Source organism: Mycolicibacter arupensis (assembly GCF_002086515.1).
GTDB lineage: Bacteria > Actinomycetota > Actinomycetes > Mycobacteriales > Mycobacteriaceae > Mycobacterium > Mycobacterium arupense.
On record NZ_MVHH01000006.1, the window covers coordinates 18,315 to 43,143 of the forward strand.

Annotated in this window: 22 protein-coding genes; 10 read left to right on the forward strand and 12 right to left on the reverse strand. The window is 66.5% G+C overall.

Features of this window, described 5'->3' with window-relative positions:
* Positions 1–141: 141 nt before the first annotated feature.
* From BST15_RS04635 to lmeA, 6 genes are all read right to left on the reverse strand, one after another.
* On the reverse strand, positions 142–444 hold the full coding sequence (locus BST15_RS04635) for a DUF1416 domain-containing protein (RefSeq protein WP_046188152.1): 303 nt from the start codon (positions 442–444) through the stop codon (positions 142–144).
* 1 nt (position 445) lies between these two features.
* The gene (locus tag BST15_RS04640; protein WP_046188153.1) at positions 446–1,279 is read right to left on the reverse strand and encodes a sulfurtransferase; all 834 of its coding nucleotides are present in this window, start codon (positions 1,277–1,279) and stop codon (positions 446–448) included.
* Positions 1,280–1,320: 41 nt separating this feature from the next.
* Entirely contained in the window at positions 1,321–1,770 is a 450-nt protein-coding gene (locus BST15_RS04645) for a DUF4395 domain-containing protein (protein WP_046188154.1), read from the reverse strand.
* Between the two features lie 86 nt (positions 1,771–1,856).
* Entirely contained in the window at positions 1,857–1,946 is a 90-nt protein-coding gene (locus BST15_RS23225; RefSeq protein WP_369127102.1) for a putative leader peptide, read from the reverse strand.
* A gap of 29 nt (positions 1,947–1,975) precedes the next feature.
* Positions 1,976–2,410 carry a thioredoxin family protein gene (locus BST15_RS04655; RefSeq protein WP_046188155.1) on the reverse strand — a complete coding sequence of 145 codons (435 nt, stop codon included), beginning with the start codon at positions 2,408–2,410 and terminating at the stop codon, positions 1,976–1,978.
* On the reverse strand, positions 2,407–3,177 hold the full coding sequence (lmeA, locus tag BST15_RS04660) for a mannan chain length control protein LmeA (protein ID WP_046188156.1): 771 nt from the start codon (positions 3,175–3,177) through the stop codon (positions 2,407–2,409). Before lmeA ends, BST15_RS04655 begins: the two co-directional genes overlap by 4 nt.
* An 80-nt stretch (positions 3,178–3,257) precedes the next feature.
* On the opposite strand from lmeA, the gene BST15_RS04665 reads away from it, so the two are divergent.
* From BST15_RS04665 to BST15_RS04705, 9 genes are all read left to right on the forward strand, one after another.
* Positions 3,258–4,028: a winged helix-turn-helix transcriptional regulator gene (locus tag BST15_RS04665; protein ID WP_046188157.1), complete on the forward strand. Its 771-nt coding sequence runs from the start codon at positions 3,258–3,260 to the stop codon at positions 4,026–4,028.
* Positions 4,025–4,942, forward strand: coding sequence for a mycothiol synthase (mshD, locus tag BST15_RS04670; RefSeq protein WP_046188158.1), 918 nt, complete (start codon positions 4,025–4,027; stop codon positions 4,940–4,942). The genes BST15_RS04665 and mshD overlap by 4 nt, the downstream gene beginning before the upstream one ends.
* A 110-nt stretch (positions 4,943–5,052) precedes the next feature.
* Positions 5,053–6,171: a phosphate ABC transporter substrate-binding protein PstS gene (pstS, locus tag BST15_RS04675; protein WP_046188159.1), complete on the forward strand. Its 1,119-nt coding sequence runs from the start codon at positions 5,053–5,055 to the stop codon at positions 6,169–6,171.
* Between the two features lie 118 nt (positions 6,172–6,289).
* The gene (pstC, locus tag BST15_RS04680; protein WP_109370707.1) at positions 6,290–7,195 is read left to right on the forward strand and encodes a phosphate ABC transporter permease subunit PstC; all 906 of its coding nucleotides are present in this window, start codon (positions 6,290–6,292) and stop codon (positions 7,193–7,195) included.
* Positions 7,192–8,106 carry a phosphate ABC transporter permease PstA gene (pstA, locus tag BST15_RS04685; RefSeq protein WP_046188161.1) on the forward strand — a complete coding sequence of 305 codons (915 nt, stop codon included), beginning with the start codon at positions 7,192–7,194 and terminating at the stop codon, positions 8,104–8,106. Before pstC (BST15_RS04680) ends, pstA (BST15_RS04685) begins: the two co-directional genes overlap by 4 nt.
* A gap of 52 nt (positions 8,107–8,158) precedes the next feature.
* Entirely contained in the window at positions 8,159–8,935 is a 777-nt protein-coding gene (gene pstB, locus BST15_RS04690) for a phosphate ABC transporter ATP-binding protein PstB (protein ID WP_046188162.1), read from the forward strand.
* A gap of 289 nt (positions 8,936–9,224) precedes the next feature.
* Positions 9,225–10,001 (forward strand): phosphate ABC transporter ATP-binding protein PstB, encoded by a 777-nt coding sequence (gene pstB / locus BST15_RS04695; protein WP_046188163.1) that lies wholly within the window; start codon positions 9,225–9,227, stop codon positions 9,999–10,001.
* Between the two features lie 54 nt (positions 10,002–10,055).
* On the forward strand, positions 10,056–11,162 hold the full coding sequence (pstS, locus tag BST15_RS04700) for a phosphate ABC transporter substrate-binding protein PstS (RefSeq protein ID WP_046188164.1): 1,107 nt from the start codon (positions 10,056–10,058) through the stop codon (positions 11,160–11,162).
* A gap of 108 nt (positions 11,163–11,270) precedes the next feature.
* Positions 11,271–13,262, forward strand: a complete 1,992-nt coding sequence (locus tag BST15_RS04705; RefSeq protein WP_046188165.1) for a serine/threonine-protein kinase PknD — start codon at positions 11,271–11,273, stop codon at positions 13,260–13,262.
* A 58-nt stretch (positions 13,263–13,320) separates the two neighbouring features.
* Here the strand turns inward: BST15_RS04705 and pstA (BST15_RS04710) are convergent, their stop codons facing one another.
* The 3 genes from pstA (BST15_RS04710) to pstS (BST15_RS04720) are packed head-to-tail and all read right to left on the reverse strand — an operon-like array spanning position 13,321 to position 16,297.
* Positions 13,321–14,226, reverse strand: coding sequence for a phosphate ABC transporter permease PstA (gene pstA / locus BST15_RS04710; RefSeq protein ID WP_046188166.1), 906 nt, complete (start codon positions 14,224–14,226; stop codon positions 13,321–13,323).
* Entirely contained in the window at positions 14,223–15,155 is a 933-nt protein-coding gene (gene pstC, locus BST15_RS04715; protein WP_046188167.1) for a phosphate ABC transporter permease subunit PstC, read from the reverse strand. Before pstC (BST15_RS04715) ends, pstA (BST15_RS04710) begins: the two co-directional genes overlap by 4 nt.
* 26 nt (positions 15,156–15,181) lie before the next feature.
* Positions 15,182–16,297: a phosphate ABC transporter substrate-binding protein PstS gene (pstS, locus tag BST15_RS04720; protein WP_046188203.1), complete on the reverse strand. Its 1,116-nt coding sequence runs from the start codon at positions 16,295–16,297 to the stop codon at positions 15,182–15,184.
* A 235-nt stretch (positions 16,298–16,532) separates the two neighbouring features.
* Between pstS (BST15_RS04720) and hrpA the strand changes: the two genes are divergently transcribed.
* Positions 16,533–20,480: an ATP-dependent RNA helicase HrpA gene (hrpA, locus tag BST15_RS04725; RefSeq protein WP_198528281.1), complete on the forward strand. Its 3,948-nt coding sequence runs from the start codon at positions 16,533–16,535 to the stop codon at positions 20,478–20,480.
* Here hrpA and phoU read toward each other — a convergent pair.
* The 3 genes from phoU to dusB all read right to left on the reverse strand — a co-directional run bounded on the left by phoU (position 20,469) and on the right by dusB (position 24,816).
* Entirely contained in the window at positions 20,469–21,137 is a 669-nt protein-coding gene (gene phoU, locus BST15_RS04730) for a phosphate signaling complex protein PhoU (RefSeq protein ID WP_046188168.1), read from the reverse strand. The two genes, hrpA and phoU, sit on opposite strands and share 12 nt — an antisense overlap.
* 54 nt (positions 21,138–21,191) lie before the next feature.
* Complete coding sequence (locus BST15_RS04735) at positions 21,192–23,423, reverse strand: LCP family protein (RefSeq protein ID WP_083070839.1); 2,232 nt, start codon at positions 23,421–23,423, stop codon at positions 21,192–21,194.
* A gap of 259 nt (positions 23,424–23,682) precedes the next feature.
* The gene (gene dusB / locus BST15_RS04740) at positions 23,683–24,816 is read right to left on the reverse strand and encodes a tRNA dihydrouridine synthase DusB (protein ID WP_046188206.1); all 1,134 of its coding nucleotides are present in this window, start codon (positions 24,814–24,816) and stop codon (positions 23,683–23,685) included.
* Positions 24,817–24,829 lie beyond the last annotated feature (13 nt).

Sequence of the window (24,829 nt, forward strand, 5' to 3'; positions counted from 1 at the left end):
CGGGCCACCGTCGGAGACACTCACATCTCGTCGGTGATCAGCCGGTAGAGCGTGTACAGGGCGAACCAGGTGATCAGGCCCGTAGCCGCCACCAGCATCAACTCAAAGAACAACACCACGGGGGGAGTCTATCGCGAGTCGTCAGGCGACTTTGATGTCGACCTCGTGGAGGCCCGCCCCGGAGGGCGCCACCACTGCGTCGCCGTTACCTGCCGAGGACAGGGCTCGTATCCGCCACGAGCCCGGAGCGGCGAAGAAGCGGAAGTCGCCGGTGGCCGAGGCGACCACTTCGGCGGTGAACTCGTCCGAGGAGTCCAGCAGACGGACGAAGGCGCCCCCGACGGACGCGCCCGAGCTGTCCACCACGCGTCCGGTGATCACTGTCTCTTTCTCCAGGTCGACGTTGGCCGGCAGGGCGAGGCCTTGTTTGGGTCCAGAGCACATATCAGCTTCCCAACTCGATTGGGGCACCCACCAGGGAGCCGTATTCCATCCAACTACCGTCGTAGTTCTTCACATTGCGATGCCCGAGCAGCTCACGCAGCACGAACCAGGTGTGTGACGAGCGCTCACCGATCCGGCAGTACGCGATGGTCTCCTGCTGGCCATCCAGACCGGCGTCGGCGTACAGCGCAGCCAGCTCCTCGTCGGACTTGAAGGTGCCGTCCTCGTTGGCGGCGCGGCTCCACGGCACATTGATCGCACTCGGAACGTGGCCGCGCTGCTGACTCTGCTCTTGGGGCAGATGTGCCGGTGCCAGGATCTTGCCGGAGAACTCCTCGGGAGACCGCACGTCGACGAGGTTCTTGACGTTGATCGCGGCGACCACCTCGTCGCGGCGAGCTCGCAGCGACTCGTCCAGCGGCTTGGCGACATACGACGTGGCGGGACGGCTGACCGCTTCGGTCGACAGTGGACGCCCGTCGAGCTCCCACTTCTTGCGGCCGCCGTCGAGCAGCTTGACGGCGTCGTGACCGTAGAGCTTGAAGTACCAGTAGGCGAAGGCGGCGAACCAGTTGTTGTTGCCGCCGTAGAGGATCACCGTGTCGTCATTGGCGATGCCGCGTTCGGAGAGCAGCTTGGAAAACGCGGCGGCGTCGATGACGTCACGCCGCACCGGGTCCTGCAGGTCTTTGCGCCAGTCCAACCGGATCGCACCGGGGATGTGGTTGATGTCATAGACGCTGGTGTCTTCGTCCACTTCGACGAAGACGGTGTTGGGCGCCTCAAGATTGCTCTGGGCCCAGTCGGTGGAGACCAGGACGTCCGAGCGTGCCATGGTGGGGATCCTTCCAGTTGCTTCGGGGAAAAGGCTGTGGGTTATGCCGTGGTCGGCCGCAGGCGAACGACGAGCGGGTAGAGCTGACAGCCCAAACAGATACCGAAGGCGGCGTTGAGGAAGGCAGCGGCCAGCGCGAACGCGGTCGCGATCAGGCCGACGACGGGCGCCACCGCGAACCCGGCGACGCCGATCACGGCGAACACCAGCCCGACCAGCTGCGCGAAGCGCAGCGGTGGCACTGGCTCCCGCTCGGTGACCGGACCCAACCGCGGCGCCACGAGGCGCGCGAACAGCACACCGTAGGGGTGGCGCCGGGGGCCCAGCCCCGCACCGATCGCGAAGACGAGTGCTTGCGCGGCCAGCAGGGCGGCCGCACCTATCGGGCTGAATTCGGCAGTGAGCAGGACGGCCACTAATACGCCGGTGGTGATCCAGGCGGCGAAACGAGGTCCGCGGACGTCTACCTGGCTGGTGTCGATGCTGGGCATGGATGCTCCTGGTTGTCGTGGCGAATGGCTGGGGGAGACATGCCACGGCTTTCCGGGCGGCTCCTAGCGCGTCGCGAAAGCGCGACTCAGCGGCAACGACAACAACAGCAGCCCGCGGTGCGGCACAGGTCAACTGTGCGGCGCTTGGTGAGCACAAGCTCAAGGCGGGCGAACACGGAGTAAAGCCTACCCAATGGTGGGGTGATCAGGCCAATAGAGGTTCGAGTGCAGAACGCAGGTCGGCCTGCGTCGGGACACCGGAGACGCGATAGCGCTGCCGCCCCTGCATGTCGAAGATCACTGTTGTCGGCAGGGACAGCACGGCGAACCTGCGGGCGGCCTCGGGGTTGGCGTCGATGTCGACCTCGTGATGAGCGACGCCGCCCAGCTCATCGCAGACCTTCTCGACCACCCGGCGGACCCCGGCGCAGGGACCGCACCACGGCGCGGAGAAGTGCACCACCGCCGGGCGGCCGGGCTCGAGTCCCAGGAAGGCCGCTGCGGCGGCATCGGCCTCAGTGGGGGAATCGTCGCTGGTCGCGGGGCTGGGAAGTTCGCGCAACACGCCGGCTCGCCGGTTGAGCCACACGCCGATCCCGCCGGCGAGGGCCAGTGCGGCAACGATGGCGACGATGCTCATCGCGGACGGAACTCCGGCAGGGTGACCGTCATGTCTTCGGCGATTCCTTCGATGATCACGTCGGAGCCGCGCGCGCCCTGGCTGGTCGGCGTCAACCCGAACGGCAGTCGCTGCTGGGGCAGGCTGCCGTGAAACGCGGTGAGCACCGCGGCGCGTTGCGCGTCGGGCACGTCCTGATCAGCGGTGTCGGGGCCGGTGAGGATGCCGGTGGGGGTGATCACCAAGGTGGTCTGGTCGGGGCCGGCGATCGACAGGTCCACCGAGACGCTGACCCTTTTACCGAATCCTTCCGGTGTTCCGGTGAGCACCAGCCCTTGGCTGCTCGATATTCCTGACTCTGTGGTGCCCCCGGTGTTGTCGTTGGTCTCCGACGGCGGCGCCTCCACCATCAGATCGCGGATGCCCAGGTACCGGCCCAACTGCACGGACCCGATGATGATTCGACTCTCCAGGGTGGCCACCGGGATCGGCGCTCCGGGCTGGAATCGCCAGGTGGCCTCGGCCAGATCTACCGAGTGCATGGTGGCTTCCAGCATCACCTTGCCGATAATCGGCTGTTCGACGGCGGGGGCTTTGATCTCGACTTCGTCGTAGTGATCGCGGCGCGCCTGGGGCAGGAACGGGACGCCCAGGATCGCGATAAATGGGTCCGCGCGCAGGTCCGCGGCGCGGCGCACCGCGCGCGACAATTGGTACTCGGCGTAGACGCTGGCCCCGAAATCGATACCGGCGGTCACCACGATCAGGGCCGCCATCGCGGCCGACATACCGATAAGCACCCTGCGCACTGGATCATTCTGGCAGGTCGCACGCTATCGTTAGAGCACCTGGGACGCTGGAGGCCTCGTTGGAGCTATTGCTGTTGACCGCTGACTTGCACCCGGATGGAGTGCTGCCGTCGCTGTCGCTGCTGGCACACACTGTGCGGACAGCGCCACCTGAGGTCTCGGCGCTGCTTGAGGCCGGCTCCGCCGAGGTGGTGTTGGTCGACGCTCGTACCGACCTGGCTGCGGCCCGTGGTCTGTGTCGATTGCTGAGTGCCACCGCCGGTTCGGTACCGGTGGTCGCGGTGGTGACCGAGGGCGGTCTGGTCGCGGTCAACGCCGAGTGGGGGATCGATGAAATCCTGCTTCCGGGCACGGGTCCGGCCGAGACCGACGCGCGACTGCGGCTGCTGACGGGGCGCCGCAGTGCGCCGACTACCGAGCAGGCCTCGGGACAGACCAAGCTCGGCGAGCTGGTGATCGACGAGGGCACCTACACCGCACGGCTGCGCGGTCGGCCGCTGGACCTGACCTACAAGGAATTCGAGCTACTCAAGTACCTCACCCAACATGTCGGCCGGGTCTTCACCCGGGCGCAGTTGCTGCAAGAGGTCTGGGGATATGACTTCTTCGGTGGTACGCGCACGGTCGACGTGCACGTGCGGCGGTTGCGCGCCAAGCTCGGCCCGGAATACGAGTCGTTGATCGGCACGGTCCGCAACGTCGGCTACAAGGCGGTCCGACCGGTGCGAGGCCATCTCCCGGATGCGTCGGCGGACGACGGGGACGACGGTGCGGTCGAGGACTTCGACGGCGCCGAGGGTGGGGCGTCCGAGCAACTGCACAGTCAGTGACCGCACCGCGATGGCATGCCGCACTCAGTCCTGAGCAGCAGCGGCAGATTCGTGAGCTGATCGCCGGCGCCGGCGACCACGACGGTGTGGCACCGGTGGGGGAACAGGTGCTGCGGGAGCTGGCAACGTCGGGCACCGAACATCTGGTCGCCGACGACGGGGCGACCGTACTGGGATATCTGAACCTGGCCGCAGGCACCGATGATGCCGCGCCGATGGCGGAGCTGGTGGTGGCGCCGGCGGCCCGGCGACGCGGGATCGGGTCGACGCTGGTCCGCGCAGCGCTGGCACGAACCGATGGCGCGGCCCGGTTCTGGGCGCACGGCACGCTGCCCGCCGCCCGGTCGTTGGCAGAGGTGCTGGGCCTCGTCGCCGTGCGTGAGCTGCTGCAGATGCGCCGGTCGCTGAGCGCGGTGCCAGACCGCATGAACGCGACAGCCCCGCCGGGGGTGTCGATTCGTACCTACGCCGGACCGGGCGATGACGCCGAGTTGCTGCGGGTCAACAATGCCGCGTTCTCCTGGCACCCGGAGCAGGGCGGCTGGACCGAGCGCGACCTTGCGCAGCGGCGTGCCGAGCCGTGGTTCGATCCGGACGGTCTGTTCCTGGCGTACGACGGACCCACCCTGGTGGGATTTCACTGGACCAAGATCCACGACGGCAAACCGGGCGCCGAGCAGGCCGGCGAGGTCTATGTCGTGGGCGTCGATCCGGCCGCTCAGGGCCGTGGTCTTGGGCGAGTGCTCACCGAGATCGGCCTGAGCCACCTGGCGGAGCGGCTCTCGGGCGTCGAATCGCCGATCGTGCTGCTCTACGTGGAATCCGACAACACCGCGGCGTTGCGAACCTACGAGGGATTGGGTTTTGCCGTGTACAGCGTTGACACCGCGTACGCCGCAGCAGATCAGCTCTGAGACGCCTCGCCATCAATTCACCGCGCGTTCATCTGCCATGTGGTTGCCATCCATGAGTGCCGCATACGTTCCCGGAGGGATTTGAACCGCGAGCGAGAAAGCGAGAACTGATGAAACGCACGACGGCGGGTCTTGCGCTGGTGGCGGCCGCGGTGACCGGTCTTGCGCTCAGCGGCTGCGGTAGCGATGACAACACCGCGAATCCGTCCGGAACCGGCAGCACCGCGGCCGCGGCGGACTCCGCCGGATGCGCCGGGAAGAACACGCTGACGGCCGAGGGTTCCACCGCGCAGCAGAACGCGATCGCGGTGTTCAACCAGGTATGGGGCAAGCAGTGCCCGGGAAAGAACCTGTCCTATAACCCGACCGGATCGGGGGCGGGCCGTGAACAGTTCATCGCCGGTCACGTCGACTTCGCCGGATCGGACTCGCCGCTCAGCGAAGCCCAGGTTGCCGAGGCGGCCGACCGGTGCGGGCAGAACCCGGCTTGGCATCTTCCGCTGGTGTTCGGGCCGGTCAGCATCGCCTACCACCTCGAAGGTGTGGACGGCCTGGTGCTCAACGGCGACGTGTTGGCCCGGATCTTCAGCGGGGCCATCACAACCTGGGATGACCCCGCGATCATGGCCCTGAACCCGGGCGTGGACCTGCCGGCGATACCCGTCACCCCGATCTACCGATCGGACTCCTCGGGCACCACCGACAATTTCCAGAAGTACTTGAGCGCCGCGGCGCCGCATGCCTGGACCAAGGGCGAAGGCAGTGAATTCCAGGGCGGCGTCGGCGAAGGCGCGCAGAAGTCGGCCGGCGTCGTGCAGGCGGTACAGAGCACACCTGGTGCCGTCGGCTATGTCGAGAAGGGCTTCGCCGACCAGGCCCATCTGCCGTCGGCGATGATCGACTCGGGCGCGGGGGTAGTGGCCGCCACTGACGAAGCGGCCGGTGTTGCGATCCAGTCGGCCGGGTTCGTCCCCGGCGACGGCAACGACATGCGGCTGGACCTGAGGTCGCTCTACGGCACTCAGGAGCCCGCCGCCTACCCGCTAGTCTTGGTGACCTACGAGATCGTCTGCTCCAAGGGCTATGACCCCGACACCTCGGCGGCCGTGAAGTCCTTCCTGCGGACGGCCTCGACCAATGGTCAGGACGAACTGTCCAGCGCCGGATACGTTCGGCTGCCGGACCAGCTGAAACGGCGCTTGAGTGCTGCCATCGACGCGATCGCATAGCCGCCGTGCCGCAAGCGATGAGGGGGTGTCCGGCATCACCGAGTTGTCTGCGCCCGTGTCTGCACCGTCGGTGAACTCGACGGCGTTGCGTTCCACGGGAAGTCGCGTCCAAGACCGGATGTTCCGCCTGGTCGCGGAGGGCTCCGGTGTGCTGATCATCGTCGTGATCTGCGCCGTCGGTGGCTTCCTGCTGTTACGGGCGATACCGGCACTGCAGCGCAACCGGGAGAACTTCTTCACCTACGGCGGCAGCTGGATCACCACCAACACTTCGGCCATGCACTTCGGCATCGCCGAGATGTTGCAGGTGACGGTGTTCGTTTCGCTTTTTGCGTTGCTGTTGGCCATGCCGGTTGCGCTTGGGGTCGCGGTGTACCTCGCCGAGTATGCGCCCCGACGGCTGGTGGGACCCCTGGGCTACATGGTCGAACTCCTTGCCGCCGTGCCGTCGATCATCTACGGGGCCTGGGGCCTGTACGTCCTGGCCCCGCAGTTGCGCAGCAGTGCACTGTGGCTCAACGAGCACCTCGGCGGAATCTTCCTGTTCGCCGACGGCAATGCCTCGGTCGCCGGTGGCGGCACCATTTTCACCGGTGGAATCGTGCTGGGGGTGATGATCCTGCCGATCATCACCGCCGTCACCCGCGAGGTCCTTGCCCAAACCCCCCGAGGCCAGGTCGAGGCCGCACTGGCGCTGGGCGCGACCCGCTGGGAGGTCATCAAGATGGTGGTCTTGCCCTTCGGCCGCTCCGGATACATCAGCGCCGCGATGCTCGGCTTGGGCCGCGCGCTCGGTGAGACGGTGGCGTTGCTGATCATCCTGCGGTCCACCCAAAAGGCGTTCAACTGGTCGCTGTTCGACGGCGGTTCCACCTTCGCCACCAAGATCGCGGCCACCGCATCGGAATTCAACGACCAGTACAAGGCGGGCGCCTACATCGCCGCCGGATTGGTGCTGTTCGTCCTCACGCTGATCGTCAACGCGCTGGCGCGCGCCGCGATCACCCAGAAGGCGCAGTCATGACCGCGCTGTTGGAGCGGCCCGTCAAGCTGCGCACGTTTGCGGGGGTCGGCCTGCGGCGCCGGGTGAGTAATTCCCTTGCGACGGTCTTGGTCACCTCTGCCATGGCGTTGGCGCTGGTGCCGCTGGCGTGGGTGATGTATTCGGTGTTCAAGTTCGGCTTCGGTGCCGTCAGCTCCAGCTCCTGGTGGACGCACTCGCAGGCCGGGATGACGGCATTTGCGGCCGGGGGTGGGGCCTACCACGCGATCGTCGGAACGCTGTTGCAGGGCGTGTTGTGCGCCGCCATCTCGATTCCGATCGGGATCTTCGTGGCGATCTACCTGGTCGAATACGGCACCGGTACCCGGCTGGGCAAGCTTGCGACGTTCTCCGTCGACATCCTGACCGGCGTGCCCTCCATCGTCGCGGCGCTGTTCGTCTACGCATTGTGGGTGGCCACCTTGGGATTTCACCGCTCGGGTTTCGCGGTGTCGCTGTCCCTGGTGCTGCTGATGGTGCCGGTGATCGTGCGCGCGACCGAGGAGATGCTGCGGATCATTCCGATGGACCTGCGCGAAGCCAGCTACGCGTTGGGGGCTCCGAAGTGGAAGACCATCACGAGCATCGTGATTCCCACCGCGTTGTCGGGCATCGTCACCGGAGTATTGCTGGCGCTGGCCCGGGTGATGGGCGAGACCGCGCCGCTGCTGATCTTGGTCGGCTACTCGCAGGCGATGAATTTCGATATGTTCCACGGCTTCATGGGTTCGCTGCCCGGGATGATGTATGACCAGACGTCGGCGGGGGCGGGTGCGAGCGCCGTTCCCACGGATCGCCTCTGGGGCGCCGCGCTGACGCTGATCCTGCTGATCGCACTACTCAATGTCGCGGCCCGGTTCGGGGCGCGCATCTTCGCGCCCAAGAAGTTCTAGATCTTTCTCGACAACCAGCGCGTAGCGGTGGGCGAACAAGGAGAGCTGCACGGTGGCTAAAAGGTTGGACCTCACCGACCTCAACATCTACTACGGGTCGTTTCACGCCGTGGCCGACGTGACGCTCTCGGTCGCGCCGCGCAGCGTCACCGCGTTCATCGGCCCGTCCGGATGCGGCAAGTCGACCGTCTTGCGCACGCTCAACCGGATGCACGAGACCACCCCCGGGGCCCGGATCGAAGGTTCGGTGCTGCTTGACGGCGAGAACATCTATCGGCCCGGTATCGATCCGGTGGGGGTTCGCCAGGCGGTCGGCATGGTATTCCAGCGTCCGAATCCGTTTCCCACCATGTCGATTCGGGACAACGTGGTGGCGGGACTCAAGCTGCAGGGGGTGCGCAACCGCCGCGCGCTCGATGAGACCGCAGAGTTCTCGCTGCGGGGCGCCAACTTGTGGAACGAGGTCAAGGACCGGTTGGACAAGCCCGGTGGCGGCTTGTCCGGTGGTCAGCAGCAGCGGCTGTGTATCGCGCGGGCCATTGCGGTGCAGCCCGATGTGCTGTTGATGGATGAGCCCTGTTCGGCGCTCGACCCCATCTCGACGATGGCGATCGAGGAGTTGATCGCCCAGCTCAAGCAGGACTACACCATCGTGATCGTCACCCACAACATGCAGCAGGCGGCGCGGGTCAGTGACCAGACCGCCTTCTTCAACCTGGTGGAGGCCGGCAAGCCCGGTCGGCTGATCGAGATCGACGGCACCGAGAAGATCTTCTCCAACCCGAGTTTCAAGGAAACCGAGGACTACATCTCCGGCCGCTTCGGTTAGTCGCCCCTCCGAGTCCAGATGGCAGGCAGTGCATTTCGACGCACACCCTGCGGATCTGCAGGGCGGAGTGCTCGGTAGCCGAGCGCCCGGATTTCAAGCCCGCAATCACCTGTCGTCTGGGGCGGCCGCGGCGCTGAGCCGGCTGCGTCGGCGTCGTCGACGCTGATCATTCGGATTGCGCTGTTGGAGATCGTGGCTAGGCTGGGCGCTCGGATCGTTGCTCCACGAAGGTCTGGGCCGTCGAAGAGTCAGGCGGCGGCAGATGATGTCGAGTGAAGAAAGGCTGCCAGTGGCCAAAAGGTTGGACCTGAGCGACGTCAACATCTACTACGGAGCGTTTCACGCGGTGGCCGACGTGACGTTGTCGGTTCCACCGCGCAGCGTCACCGCATTCATCGGCCCGTCGGGCTGTGGGAAGTCGACGGTGCTGCGCACGCTCAACCGGATGCACGAGGTCATCCCGGGTGCGCGGGTTGAGGGGTCGGTGCTGCTGGACGGTGAGGACATCTACCAGCCCAGCATTGACCCGGTCGGGGTGCGTAAGGCGATCGGGATGGTGTTTCAGCGCCCCAACCCTTTTCCCACCATGTCGATTCGTGACAATGTGGTCGCGGGACTGACCTTGCAAGGGGTGCGCAACCGCAAGTTGCTTGATGAGACGGTCGAGCAATCGCTGCGTGGGGCGAACCTGTGGAACGAGGTCAAGGACCGGTTGGACAAGCCCGGTGGTGGTCTGTCGGGTGGTCAGCAGCAGCGGCTGTGTATCGCGCGGGCCATTGCGGTGCAGCCCGATGTGCTGTTGATGGATGAGCCCTGTTCGGCGCTCGACCCCATCTCGACGATGGCGATCGAGGAGTTGATCGCCCAGCTCAAGCAGGACTACACCATCGTGATCGTCACCCACAACATGCAACAGGCGGCGCGGGTCAGTGACCAGACCGCCTTCTTCAACCTCGAAGCCGTCGGCAAGCCCGGTCGCCTGGTCGAGATCGATGGAACCGAGAAGATTTTCTCTAATCCGGGACTTAAGGAAACTGAGGACTACATCTCGGGTCGTTTTGGCTGACTTATTACCGGATAGGGCTACCGTGGGTTCTCCGCTGACCGCCGAAGGAGCGCCTTGAGGATCAACCGATTCGGTATCGCCTCGATTCTGGTGGTGGCCGTGTTGTCGATGGTCGTGGCCTGCGGCGGCAGTCGATCGTCGACAGCATCGGGTTCCGGCTCCCCATCGGTCCAGTGCGGCGGCAAGCAACGACTGACCGCCGGCGGTTCGACCGCTCAGGCGCACGCCATTGAGCAGTTCGTCTACGCCTATATCCGGGCCTGCCCTGACTACACCCTGAACTATCGGGCGAACGGATCAGGCAACGGCATCGCCGAATTCGCCAGTGGGCAAACGGATTTTGCGGGGTCTGATTCGCCTCTGGATCCGTCCAACGGCGAGCCTCAGCGGGTAGCGGCGCGGTGCGGCTCGACGCCGTGGCATCTCCCGACGGTATTCGGTCCGATTGCCGTGACCTACAACATCAACGGGGTCAACGAGCTCAACCTCGACGGTCCCACGCTGGCCAAGATCTTCAATGGCACCATCACCAGCTGGGACGATCCCGCGCTGAAGGCCCTCAACTCCAACACCGCCCTGCCTGCCGAGCCCATTCACGTGGTATTTCGCAGCGATGGCTCCGGGACCACCGACAATTTCCAGAAGTATCTCGACGTCGCCTCGGACGGTTCCTGGGGCCGCGGCGCGGGCAAGTCCTTCAACGGCGGTACCGGCGTCGGGGCGACGGGCAATGACGGCACCTCGGCGCTGCTGCGCACCACCGAGGGGTCGATCACCTACAACGAATGGTCGTTTGCGGTGGGGCGTGAGCTCAACATGGCCCAGATCGTCACCTCGGCAGGCCCACAACCGGTCACCATCTCCGTCGATTCGGTGGACAAGACCATCGCCGGAGCCACGTTCAGCGGCGAAGGAAACGATCTGGTGGTCGATACCTCGTCGTTTTACAAGCCGACTGTGGCCGGCGCCTACCCGATCGTGCTCGTGACGTACGAAATCGTGTGCTCCGAATATCCGGACCCGGCGACGGCGCAGGCGGTCAAAGCCTTTATGCAGGCCGCCATCGGCGACGGGCAGCAGGACCTGGACCAGTACGGCTATATTCCGCTGCCGCCCGAATTCACTTCGAAATTGAAGACCGCGGTCGACGCCATTACCTGACCGCTACGACCTGCGGCATTCCAATTTCACTGGTAACCTTTGGTTCATCTTCTGTTCATGCAACAGTTGATTGCATGATGCCAATCGTCACTGGGTGATCGGAGTGTCGTGAACGGTAGTAGCCCGGCTTCACAGGTGGGATCCCAATTCGGTCCTTACCGATTGCTTCGGCTGCTGGGGCGAGGCGGAATGGGTGAGGTCTACGAGGCCGAAGACACCCGCAAGCACCGATCGGTCGCACTCAAGCTGATCACTCCGGTGCTGTCGGGCAACCCGGCATTCCGGACCCGGATGCAGCGCGAGGCGGACGCGGCTGGCCGGCTGACCGACCCGCACGTGGTGCCGATCCACGACTACGGCGAGATCGACGGGCAGATGTATGTCGAGATGCGACTCATCGATGGCAACGACCTCGGTGTGGAGTTGAAACGCTCCGGGCCGTTGACCCCGGCTCGCGCGGTAGCCGTGATTGAGCAGGTGGCCGCCGCGCTGGACGCCGCGCACGCCGTCGGAATCACCCACCGCGACATCAAGCCGGAGAACATCCTGCTCACTCGGGGCGACTTCGCCTACTTGGTCGATTTCGGGATTGCCCGCGCCGCGGCGGATCCCAGCCTGACGCAGACCGGAATGGCCTTGGGCACCTACAACTACATGGCACCCGAGCGGTTCAGCGGGGGTGACGTCGACCACCGCGCCGACATCTATTCCCTGGCCTGTGTCCTCAGCGAATGTCTGAGCGGGCAACGGCCGTACCGCACTGAGACCGTCGAGCGGCTGATCGCCTCGCACCTGATGGAGCCCGCCCCGCGGCCGAGCCAGTTGCGGCCCGGGCTGGTGCCGCCCGGATTGGACCAGGTGATCGCCCGGGGGATGGCGAAGAATCCGCGCGACCGCTACAGCAGCGCCGGCGACCTGGCACGCGCAGCACACGACGCGTTGACCACGTCGGACCAGCATCAGGCCGCGATGATCGTCCACCAGGGTGACGCGGCCACCCGAATGGCGAGCGCCGCCAGTGTCTCCACCACCGGAGGTGGGAACTATCCCGCAACCGGGCACCGCGAGCATTCGGGTGGGCACGAACCGTCGAGCTCCTACCCACACGAGCAGACCCAGATGCGCCCCGCCGTCACTGGTTGGCGGGACCAACAGGCTCAGGTGCCGCCTGCCGCGCCCGCGTTCGCCGCCGAGTCGCACAGCCGCGGCGCGCGTCGGTGGCTGGTTCCTGCCGCAGCGGCAGCGGCGGTGCTGCTTGTCGTAGGGGTCGGCGGATACGCGGTCGCCCACCGCTCGGACGCTTCGCACGGTGCGACGGCGTCGGCCTCGGCGGGAGGGCAGAGCGTGCTGCCCTTGGACGGTCTCGGTTTCCGGCTCTCCCCCGGGGGCCTGGCCATCGACGGCAGCGGAAGCGTTTACGTCACCAACCAGAGCATGTACGGGCGGGTGGTGAAGCTGGAACCGGGATCAAACACACCGGTGCTGCTGCCGTTCACCGGACTCTACGAACCGCAAGGCGTCGCGGTCGATCGGGCCGGCGCGGTCTATGTCACCGACTTCAACAACCGGGTGGTCAAGCTGGCGCCGGATTCCCAGGTCCAGACCGAGCTGCCGTTCACCGGTCTGAACTATCCGGAAGGCTTGGCGGTGGACAACGCCGGCAGCGTCTATGTCGCCGACCGCGGCAACAATCGCGTGGTCAAGCTGCCGGCAGGCACCGATGCTCAGGTGGTTCTCCCGTTCTCCGGGCTGCACAATCCCGACGACGTGGCAGTCGACTCCGCCGGCAACGTCTACGTCACCGACACCGACAACGATCGCGTGGTGCGGCTCGCCGTCGGCTCTAACACCCAGAGCGTGCTGCCGTTCACCGGTCTGGACGCCCCCTGGGGCGTCACCGTCGATTCCAGCGGCGCCGTCTACGTCTCCAACCACGGCAACCACACCGTGGTGAAGCTGGCCGCAGGGGCCAACACCCAGACGTTGGTGCCGTTCACCGGGCTGAACACCCCACTGCAGCTGGCGGTCGGGTCGGACGGCGCCCTCTACGTCGCCGACCGGGGTAACAATCGGGTGGTGAGGCTCAGCGCCGACGCCTAACAGCTGTGCGGTGGTTGGAGCTTCGCCTCTCCTGCGTCGAGGCTCGCTAAACCACCGGTCAGCGAGACTGGACTGAGGTGAGCCGAGTCGCCACGGCCGCCACGATCGCGCTGATCGCGACCAGGATGATCAACGTCAGCGCCGCACCCCACACTCGCGCGGCCCCGGCCGCCTGCGGGTTGCCCAGCTCGGAATAGATCAGCAACGGCAGTGAGGCCATGTTCTCGTGCAGTACGTCGTAATTGATCGACCGGCTGTAGCCCACAAGCACCAGTACCGGAGCGGTCTCTCCGACGATTCGGGCGATCGCGAGGAAGATGCCCGACAGGATGCCCGAGAGCGCGGTGGGAACGACGATGCGCAAGATCGTCTTCCACCGCGGCACCCCCAGCGCATAGCTGGCCTCCCGCAGCTCGTCGGGGACGAGGCGCAGCATCTCCTCGGTCGACCGCACCACGATCGGCAGCATCAGCAGGGCCAACGCCAGCGACACGGCGAAGGCGCTCTGCTCGAACCGCAGGGTGACGATCCATAGGCTGAAGACGAACAGCGATGCCACGATCGAGGGCACACCGGCTAACACGTCGACCATGAAGGTGGTCAATCGCGCCCACCGGCCCCCGCCGTACTCGATCAGGTAGATCGCCGTCATCAGACCCAGGGGAACCGCCAGTACGGCGGCCATCCCGGCTTGTACCAGGGTGCCGTACAGCGCGTGATAGACCCCGCCGGCGAACTCTTCGGGCAACACCCCACGCAGCGAGTGCGTCCACCAGCTGACGTTGGCGACCGCGCGCCAGCCGCGGGCGAGCACGACCCACAGCAGCCAGATCAGCGGAACCGCAGCGAGAGCGAAAGAAGAGTAGAACGCCGCCGTGGCAATTCTGTCCGTCAGTCTGCGCCGCACACTGAGGTGGTGTGCTGGAGAGTGTTTGACTGGGCTGGTGAGCAGCGTGGTCGTCATCCGTTGACCTTGCCTCCGGCCACCGCGCGAGCGGCGGCATTGACGACGAACGTGAGTGTGAACAGCGCGAAGCCCGCAGCGATATACGCCCCCGTCGGCAGCGGTGCGCTGAACTCCGCGGCGGCCGAGGCGATTTTGGATGCGAACGTGTAACCGCCGTCGAACAGTGACCAATGCCCGGGCTGTGCCGCGGCCCGCAGGATGATCAGCATCGCGACCGTTTCGCCCAGCGCCCGGCCCAGGCCCAGCATGGCGGCGGCGATCACGCCGCTGCGGCCGTAGGGCAACACGGCGATCCGAACCACCTCCCACCGGGTGGCTCCCAGGGCCTGGGCGGCTTCGATATGTGCGAACGGGGTCTGGCGGAACACCTCTCGGGAGACCGAGGTGATGATCGGCAGGATCATCACCGCCAAGACGATTCCCGCGGTGAAAATCGTCCCGCCGCCGGCCAACGACACGTTGCCCTCGCGGAACAGGAACAGCCAGCCCAGGTGGTCGCTGAGGAATCGCATGGTGGGCACCAGCATCGGCGCCAGCACGAAGATCCCCCACAGTCCGAAGATGATGGACGGTACCGCCGCCAATAGGTCGATCACCACGGCAAACGGCCGGGTCAGTCGTCGGGGCGCGTACTGGGTGAGAAAGACAGCGATACCCACCGAGATCGGCACCGCCAGCGTCAGGGCGAAAACCGAGCTCAACAGCGTGACCATCAGCAGGTCCCGGATGCCGAACGACAGGTCGTCGGGATCGCTGGTGCGAAACTGCGGGCTGGTGAAGAAGTTGGCGTTATTGGCCAGCAGCGACGGGACAGCTCGCACCAGCAGGAAGATCGCTATCAGCGCGATCGCCACCACCACTGTCGAGCCGGCCGAGACCGCGGCGGCCCGGAACAACCGCTCGCCGCGAGGCGAGCGGTTGTTCATCCGGGATGCCGGTGGATCCCCAGCGCTCACGAGATGGCGTCGACCGCGGACGCCAGGCGGGCCTTGAATGCCTCGGGGATCGGTACGTAACCGTTGTCGGCCAAACCGCTCTGGCCGGCGCCGATGGTGGACTTCAGGAACAGGCGCACCGCGGTACCGACCTCGGTGTCGGGATACTTCGAGCACACCACCTCGTAGGTGGCGAGCACGATCGGATAGGAGCCCGACTGTGTGGGCTGGTAGAACGACGCCGTGTCGAGGACGAGGTCATTGCCCTGCCCCTTGATGGTGGCCCCGGCGATGGTCTTGCCGACCGACTCGGTACTGATCGCCACCGGCTCGGGACCGGCGGAGGTGATGACCTGCGCCGTCGAGAGCTTCTTGGCCTGGGCAAAGGACCATTCGTTGTAGGTGATGGCGCCCTCGGTCGCCGCGATGGCACCGGCCGTGCCGTCGTTGCCCTTGGCGCCTTCACCCACGCCGCCGTTGAACGTCTTGCCGGCGCCCTTGCCCCAGGCTCCGCCGGAGGCCGCGTCCAGATATTTCTGGAAGTTGTCGGTGGTCCCGGACTCGTCACTGCGGAACACCACGTGGATCTCCTGGGAGGGCAGCGTGGCCTCGGGGTTGAGCGATTTGATCGCCGCGTCATCCCAGCTGGTGATCGTTCCGTTGAAGATCTTCGCTGCGGTCGGGCCGTCGAGGTTGAGCGTGTCGACACCGGCGAGGTTGTAGGTGATCGCGATGGGGCCGAACACCACCGGCAGGTTCAACGCCGGGGACTCGCAGCGTTGCTGCGCCGCGGCATAGTCGTCGGAGTCGAGCGGGACGTCGGAGCCGGCGAAGTCGGTCTGGCCACCCACGAACTCGCGGACACCGGCGCCCGATCCGTTCGCCGTGTAGTTGACGTTCTGGTCCGAACACTCGTCGATGAACACTTTGACGAACCGGGCCATCGCATTCTGCTGGGCGGTCGATCCGCTGGCCTTCAACGTGTCGGCGCCCCCACAATTCCCGTTGGTGGTTGTGGAGTCCGACGTTGACTTTTCAGCGGTGTCGGAGTTTTTGTCGCTGCCGCACCCTGATAACACCAGAGCGCCGGCCGCCATAATGCTCAGCGTCGTCCCAAAACCGTTCAGTTTCACATTGTCCTTTCGAAGGTTCATCTCCGGTGACGACCGCTCACTGATATTGCCGGGCCAACCCGACCGATTAATCTGCGAACAATGGCGGCGATCCGGGTCACTGATATTTAATGCGACGAACGGAGGTTACGGTACGGTGAACAGCCGTGATCTAACGGTGGAATTCTGGTGGAATTCTGATGACCAAGGTGTGGACCGGCTTAACGCCCATGACGGGTAGGCGGGCCTGGCCCGTATGCTTTGCGAAGTGGTCGAACCGTCCGTCGCGCAGTTGCGAACGCTCCTGGACGAGCTGACCGCCCGCGATGCGGCTTATTTCGGACGGCGCCTGAAGGATCTGCGCGGCGGAAAACCCGAACAGATACGTGAGCTGGCCCAGCGGATCAGCCAGGCGCAGGAACTGGTAGCGGCCCGACGCGCCGCGGTACCGGCCATCAGCTATCCCGACCTGCCGGTCAGCGCGCGTCGCGACGAGATCGCCGCAGCGATCAGGGACCACCAGGTAGTAGTGGTCGCCGGCGAGACCGGCTCCGGCAAGACCACCCAGCTGCCGAAGATCTGCCTGGAACTCGGGCGAGGCATCCGCGGCACCATCGGCCACACCCAGCCGCGGCGACTGGCCGCCCGCACGGTCGCGGCGCGGATCGCCGATGAACTGGCCAGCCCGCTCGGCGATGTCGTCGGCTACGCGGTCCGGTTCACCGACCAGGTGTCCGACCGCACCCTGGTCAAGCTGATGACCGACGGAATCCTGCTCGCCGAGCTGGAACGGGATCGCCGGCTGCTGCGCTACGACACCCTGATCATCGACGAGGCTCACGAGCGCAGCCTCAACATCGATTTCCTGCTGGGTTATCTGCGTGAGCTGCTGCCGCGCCGCCCGGACCTGAAGGTGATCATCACCTCGGCCACCATCGAGCCGCAGCGTTTCGCCGCGCACTTCGGTGGCGGTGCCGAGAACGGGAGCCGCACCGGGGCGCCGATCGTCGAGGTGTCCGGCCGCAGCTATCCGGTTGAGATCCGCTATCGCCCATTGGAGCTGCCGGTCATCTCCGGAACCGGTGACGATCCCGACGACCCCGACCACGAGATCATCCGCACCGAGACGCGCGATGAGGTCGAGGCGATCGTTGACGCGGTAGAGGAATTGTCGTCCGAGCCGCCCGGCGACATTCTGGTGTTCCTGTCTGGCGAGCGGGAGATCCGCGACACCGCAGAGGCTTTGGGTGGACTGACCAACACCGAGATTCTGCCGCTGTACGCCCGGTTGTCGACCGCTGAACAGCAGAAGGTCTTCAGCCCGGCGCGCGCGGGACGGCGCATCGTACTGGCCACCAACGTCGCAGAGACGTCGTTGACGGTGCCGGGCATTCGCTATGTCATCGACCCGGGCAATGCCCGCATCTCGCGCTACAGTCGTCGGCTGAAGGTGCAGCGGCTGCCGATCGAGCCGATCTCGCAGGCATCTGCGGCCCAGCGCAGCGGCCGTTGCGGCCGCACCGCGCCAGGAATCTGTATCCGGCTCTACAGCGAGACCGACTTCGACACCCGCCCGCGCTACACCGATCCTGAGGTGTTGCGCACCAACCTGGCTGCAGTGCTGCTGCGGATGGCCTCGCTGCGGCTGGGCGCGGTCGAGGACTTCGGCTTTCTGGACCCGCCGGATTCGCGCAGCATTCGCGACGGTGTGCAGTTGTTGGTCGAACTCGGTGCGTTCACCCCACAGGGCGCGATCACCGCTATCGGGCGCCGACTGGCCCGGTTGCCGGTGGATCCGCGAGTGGGCCGGATGATCCTGGCCGCCGAGGCCGAAGGCTGTGTGCGCGAGGTGCTGGTGCTCGCGGCCGCCCTGACCATCCCCGACCCCAGGGAGCGGCCCGCTGAGCGAGAAGAGGCGGCGCGGGCCAAGCATGCCCGGTTCGCCGACGACGCATCGGACTTCATCGGCTACCTCAATCTCTGGTCGTACTTGTCTGATCAACGTAAAGCATTGACCGGCAATGCCTTCCGAAGAATGTGTCGCGAAGAGTTCCTGCACTACCTGCGTATCAGGGAATGGCAAGACCTGGTGGGGCAGCTACGCAGCATCGCCGGCGATATCGGCATCCGTGATTCGAGGGGCCCGGAGGAACGGCGCGCCGACCCGGCGGCGGTCCATGCCGCGCTGCTGGCCGGGTTGTTGTCGCATGTCGGGATGCGGCGCGACGACGGCCGTGAGTTCGCCGGCGCCCGAAACTCGAAGTTCGTGCTGGCCCCCGGCTCGGTGCTGGCCAAGCGGCCGCCGCGCTGGACGATGGTGGCCGAATTGGTGGAGACGAGCCGACTGTTCGGGCGAACTGCCGCACGCATCGAACCGGAGGTCATCGAGCGGGTCGCCGCCGACTTGGTGCAGCGCAGCCACAGCGAACCGCACTGGGACGCCAAACGCGGTGAGGTCATGGCCTATGAGAAGGTGACGCTCTACGGGCTGCCGCTAGTGGCGCGCCGCCGGGTCGGCTACGCCCGGATAGCACCTGCCGTGGCTCGCGAACTGTTCATCCGGCATGCCCTGGTCGAGAGAGACTGGGGGTCGGGGCACCGATTCCTGGCCGACAACGCGGCGTTGCGCACCCAACTGCAAGAGCTCGAAGAACGGGTTCGGCGCCGCGACCTGATCGTGGACGACGACACCATCTACGACCTCTACGACGCCCGTGTTCCCGCCGACGTGGTCTCGGCACGCCACTTCGACAGCTGGTGGAAGAAGCAGCGGCAGGCCACGCCCGCGTTGCTGACCTTCACCCGCGACGAACTGTTGCGGACCGAGGAGACACCGGGCGCCGACCGTCCGGACAACTGGGCCACCGCCGACCTCGCGTTGCCGCTGACCTACCGATTCGAACCGGGCGCTGCCGACGACGGGGTCACAGTGCACGTGCCGATCGACGTCCTGGCGCGCCTCGGGGGCGACGAATTCGCCTGGCAGGTGCCGGCGCTGCGCGAGGAGCTGATCACGGCACTGATCCGTTCGCTGCCCAAAGAGCTGCGACGCAACTTCGTCCCCGCGCCCGACACCGCCCGCGCGGTGCTGTCCGCGATCGGCCCGTCGCAGGAACCGCTGCTGGAGGCATTGGTGCATGAACTGCGCCGGCGCACGGGCGTGCTGGTGCCGATCGAGGCCTTCGATCTGACTAAGGTGCCGGCGCACCTGCGGGTCACCTTCGCGGTGGAGGCGGCCGACGGTAGCGAGGTGGCACGTGGCAAGGATCTCGCGGCGTTGCAGGAGCGCCTGGCAGGGTCGGCCCGCGAGGCAGTGGCCGACGCGGTCGGCACGGAGCTGGAACGCACCGGACTGCGGACCTGGCCAGAGGACCTCGACTCTTTGCCGGACGTCGTGCAGCGGATGGTGGCCGGACGCGCCGTCCGCGGCTTCCCGGCATTCGAAGATGCCGGCGCCACCGCGCAGCTGCGGGTGTTCGCCACTGAGGCGCAGCAGCGGTCCGCGCTGAGGCGAGGCGTCCGGCGCCTGTTGCGTTGCGACATTGCTTCGCCAGTCAAAGCTGTTGAACGTCAGCTTGATTCGAAAACCCGCTTGATGCTCAAGGCGAACCCCGACGGCTCGCTGACGGCGTTGATCGACGACTGCGCCGATGCCGCGATCGACGCGTTGACCCCTCCGACGGTGTGGACCCGTGCCGAGTACGTCGCGCTTCGGACCCGGGTGGCCGCCACTCTGGTCCCGGCAACTGCGGACGTGGTGGGCCGGGTCGCCCGGGTGCTGGAGGCAGCCCGGGACACCCAGGTGGCATTGCCGGCGCAGCCGCCGCCCGCTCAGGCCGAGGCGATCGCCGACATCACCGACCAGCTCGACGCACTGTTGGCACCTGGATTTGTCGCCGCCACCGGCCGTGCACATTTGGCAGACCTGACCCGCTACCTCATCGCCGCCCAGCGCCGGCTCGAGCAGCTGCCCAGGGCGCCGCAGGCCGACCGGGAACGGATGCTCCGGGTGCGGGCAGTCCAGGACGCCTACCGGGATCTGCTGGCGGCATTGCCCTCGGCGCGCCACCGTGACGAGGCAGTGCGCGACATCGCCCGTCAGATCCAAGAGCTGCGGGTGAGCCTGTGGGCCCAACAGCTCGGCACCCCGCGCCCGGTCAGCGAACAGCGGATCTACCGGGCCATCGACGCGCTACTCGCTTGAGGGCAGGGTGTGTTCGTCGGGGAATTTGCCGGTGGCCTGGAAGATCACCCGGCGGGCGACTTCCACCGCATGGTCGGCGAAGCGCTCATAGAACCTGCCCAGCAGTGTGACGTCCACGGCGGCGGCTACTCCGTGCTGCCATTCCTTGTCCATCAGCACTGAGAAAAGATGCCGGTGCAGATCGTCCATCGCGTCGTCTTCTTCACGGATCCGGGCGGCCTTCTCCGGGTCGCGTGACAACAGCACCTCTTGCGCACTGTTGCCCAACTCGACTGCGAGTCTGCCCATTTCGGCGAAGTACCCGTTGACCTCCTCGGGCAGTGCGTGCTGCGGATGGCGTCGACGGGTGATCTTGGCGACGTGCAGCGCCAGCGCGCCCATTCGGTCGATGTCGGCGACCATCTGAATGGAGCTGACGATGGCGCGCAGGTCCCCGGCCACCGGGGCCTGCAAGGCCAACAGCACAAACGAGCTCTCTTCGGCGCGGGTACTCATCGCGGCGATCTTCTCGTGATCGGTGATGACCTGCTCGGCCAGCATCAGGTCGGCCTGGAGCAGGGCCTGAGTGGCGCGTTCCATGGCTGCCCCGGCCAGGCCGCACATCGTGCCGAGCTGTTCAGCCAGATCCGAGAGTTGCTCGTGGTACGCGGTTCGCATGCCTCCAAGACTAACCGTGCACCGCGATTCGCGTAGGTCGGGCGGAACCGGGCGCTACTCGCAGGTGATGTCGGCGGCGTTGGTGACCGTCAGATCGTCGGGCAGTTCGGTCGGCTCGACACTGGCACCGCGGTTGAGCTGGACACTGACCTGCGAGCCGCTGGCGGCGGGCTTGGTCACGGTGCGGAAGTCCGAGCCCAGCACCACGCGGACAATGTCGCCCAAGCCGCTGACGCGCTCGATCGGGGCGCCAGAGAGCGCCGAAGACACGGTGGCGGCGGCCTGCTCGTTGCCGGGGGAGAACAACACCTTGGTGGACTTGACGATGCCGGGGTAGTCGTCGGCGTTGTCGACGTTGAACCCCCACTGTTGCAGGTTTTCGGAGGTGGCACCGGCCAGGCCGGTCTGCTCGGTGGCGTTGGACACCCGCACGGTGACGTCGGCGGGCGAGGTCGTGACCGCATGCACCTGCTCGCTCAGCGGCTTCACCGCCGGAGCGCCCGGCAGGGCGGTGGACTGGGGCGTGGGGCCGGCCTCCTCGGTGACCGGAACCGCGGTGGCGTTGTGGTCGTTCTCGCCGGGCAAGGGGTCGTCGTTGATGATCGCGTCGAACAGCGCGCGCACGTCGTCCATCCGGGGGACCTCGTCGCCGTTCTCGTCGGTCTCGCTGGTGGGCACGGTGACAAAGGTGATGTGCCCCGCGGCGACCTTTTGCAGCGACTGGCCCAGGTTCACCAAGTCCTTGGTCGTGATGTTGTCGACCGAGCTGTCGCCGATGAACATGTTCACCACGTTGTTGAGTTTGGTCGGCGAGAAGAAGGTGTTGGTGGAGATCAGCGAGCGCAGCAGCGACGACAGGAACAGCTGCTGGCGTTTGATCCGTCCGTAGTCGCCGTTGTCTTCGGTGGTGACGTGCCGGGCCCGCACGTAGTTCAGGGCGGTTCCGCCGTTGACCCGCTGGCGCCCGGAGTTCTCCAGGACACTGCCCAACACCAGGTCGTAGAGCGGGCTGGGCGTACAGACTTCAACGCCGCCCAGAGCGTCGACCATCTTGCCGAATCCGACGAAGTCGACCGCCATGAACCGGTTGATCGCCAGGCCGGACAGCTTCTGGATCTCCTTGACCAGGCACTTAGGCCCGCCGAAGGCATAGGTGGAGTTGAGCTTGGTCTCGGTGTAGACGACGTCGTCGCTGTAGGTGCCGGTCTCCTCGTCGTAGATCGGTCCGTAGACACCGGTCGAGGAGTTCCAGACTTCGCATTGGATCGGGGTGATCGCCAGGTCACGTGGGAAGGACACCACCACCACGCGTTTACGGTTCGCGGGGATGTTGACCAACATGATGGTGTCGGAGCGAGCGCCCTCGGCGTCCTCGGTGGTACCCGCGCCGATGTCGCTGTTGGCGCCGACGCGGGTGTCCGCGCCCACGATCAGGAAGTTTTCGTCACCGTACTGGCCGGCGGCGTCGAGGATGTCGTGCGAGTTGGGGTCCAGCGCACTGACGTGGTTGAGGCTGCGGTTCTTCGAGGCGCTCCACTGCCAGGCTGAGCCGGTCAACACCAGGGCGAGGATCGCCATCATGGCCGCGGCCACCCGGCCCGCGAGTTTCGCCCGATGGTGCGGTGCGTGCGGGTTCGGGTCAGCGCCACCCGGGCCGGCGTCCCGCCGCGGGTCGATCCGCACCGGCGGGATCTCAGGGGAGACACCCGGCGGTTCGGTACGGGGCGACGGAGGAGAGCCGTAGCTGGGGCCGGCGAAGGGACCCGACGGTTCGGTGCGGGTCGAGGCAGAAGAGCCGTAGCTGGGGCCGGCGAAGGGGCCGGACGGTTCGGTGCGGGTCGAGGCGGGAGAGCCGTAGCTGGGGCCGGCGAAGGGGCCCGACGGCTCGGTTGCGGGTGCCGGTCCGCCCCGGCCCGGTGTTTCGGCGGGGGCCAGTGATGTGCCGTGGATGCGGTCGAGGTCGGGCACCTCGGACGGGTAGGCCACCTCGGCGATATCGAGGTCCGATGCCGGCGGTTCGGCCAAGTCCAGCGCCGGTTGGTCCTGATCTGTGGCCTGTGCGGCGTGCTCTACGTACTCGGGAGCTTGGGGGCGCTGTGGGGCGGCTCGCCGTTGACTGCGTCCGCCCGACGGCGGAGCGTCTGCGTTGACGCGGGCGATCAGCTCGGCGACGCTCACCGAGCCGTTGCGGCGACGTGACGCGTTGCGTCGGTGTGGTGTGGGGGAGTCCGTTGATGGGTCCTGCCAACGTTCCCACGGCGCGGGCCCGGGCGGTGACATCGTCATCAGCTGATGATCGTCACCGTCGTCGTGGCCCTCCGGCGCCCAGCGGCCAGGAGTGGCGTTATCGCCGTCACTCATGTCCTCAGGGGCCTCCGAGTCTTCGGTACCGATGCGCGCCGATCGCACGTCGGCAGAGTGCGGATGATCGGCATTGGTCTCCGCACTTGGGTCTATCCCCCGCAGAGACACTCCCTGCCCGGGGCAACAAGATACTTATTCTACTGAGAACTCTCCAGACACGCGATGTCGACAAAGTCTCATTTCAGCCACCCGAGTGCATAATGTCTGCCCCGGCCGGCACCGCACAGTCGTCGGGGTCCGCCAACCAGCCCTCGGGGAGGGCGACCTTGGCCGGCGATCCCTGGCGTCCGCGTGGGCCGGTGGCGGCGGCGGGGAAGGGGATCGATCCGTCGAGCTGTTTGAGCAGTTCGTCGAGCTCGGCCAGCGTGGTCACCATGGCCAGCGTGCGGCGCAGATCGGAACCGGCGGGGAATCCGTGCAGGTACCAGGCGACGTGTTTGCGGATCTCGCGCATGCCTTTGTCCTCGCCGAAATGCTGGGCGAGCAGCTCGCCATGGCGGCGAATGATGTCGCCGACCTCACCCAGGCTGGGCGGTGTGGGAGCCGGCCGGCCCGCGAAGGCCGCCGAGAGTTCGCCGAACAGCCACGGTCGTCCCAGGCAGCCGCGGCCGATGACCACGCCGTCACAACCGGTGGCGGCCATCATCGCCAGGGCGTCGCCGGCTTCGAAGATGTCTCCGTTGCCCAGCACCGGAATCGAGCGCACCTGTGCCTTGAGGGCGGCGATCTGCTCCCAGTCGGCGGTTCCGGAATAGCGTTGTGCCGCGGTCCGGGCGTGCAACGCGACCGCGGCCGCGCCCTCGGCTTCGGCGATACGCCCGGCGTCCAGATGGGTGTGATGGGCGTCGTCGATGCCTATCCGGAATTTCACGGTGACGGGAATGTCGGTGCCGGCCGTGCCTCGTACCGCTGCGGCGACGATCTTGCCGAAGAGTCGCCGCTTGTAGGGCAGCGCCGAACCGCCGCCGAGGCGGGTCACCTTGGGCACCGGGCAGCCGAAGTTCATGTCGATGTGGTCGGCGAGGCCTTCATCGGCGATCATCTTCGCCGCGGCGTAGGTGGTGTCGGGGTCGACGGTGTAGAGCTGCAGCGAGCGCGGCGACTCCTCGGGCCCGAACGTCGTCATATGCAGGGTGGCGGGGTGCCGTTCGACGAGCGCGCGTGCTGTCACCATCTCGCAGACATAGAGCCCACTGACGGTGCCGACCCGGGATTGCTCGAGCTCCCGGCAGAGCGTGCGGAAGGCGACGTTGGTGACACCGGCCATCGGGGCCAGCACCACCGGGCTGGCGAGCTGGATCGACCCGATGCGCAGGTGCTGAACATCG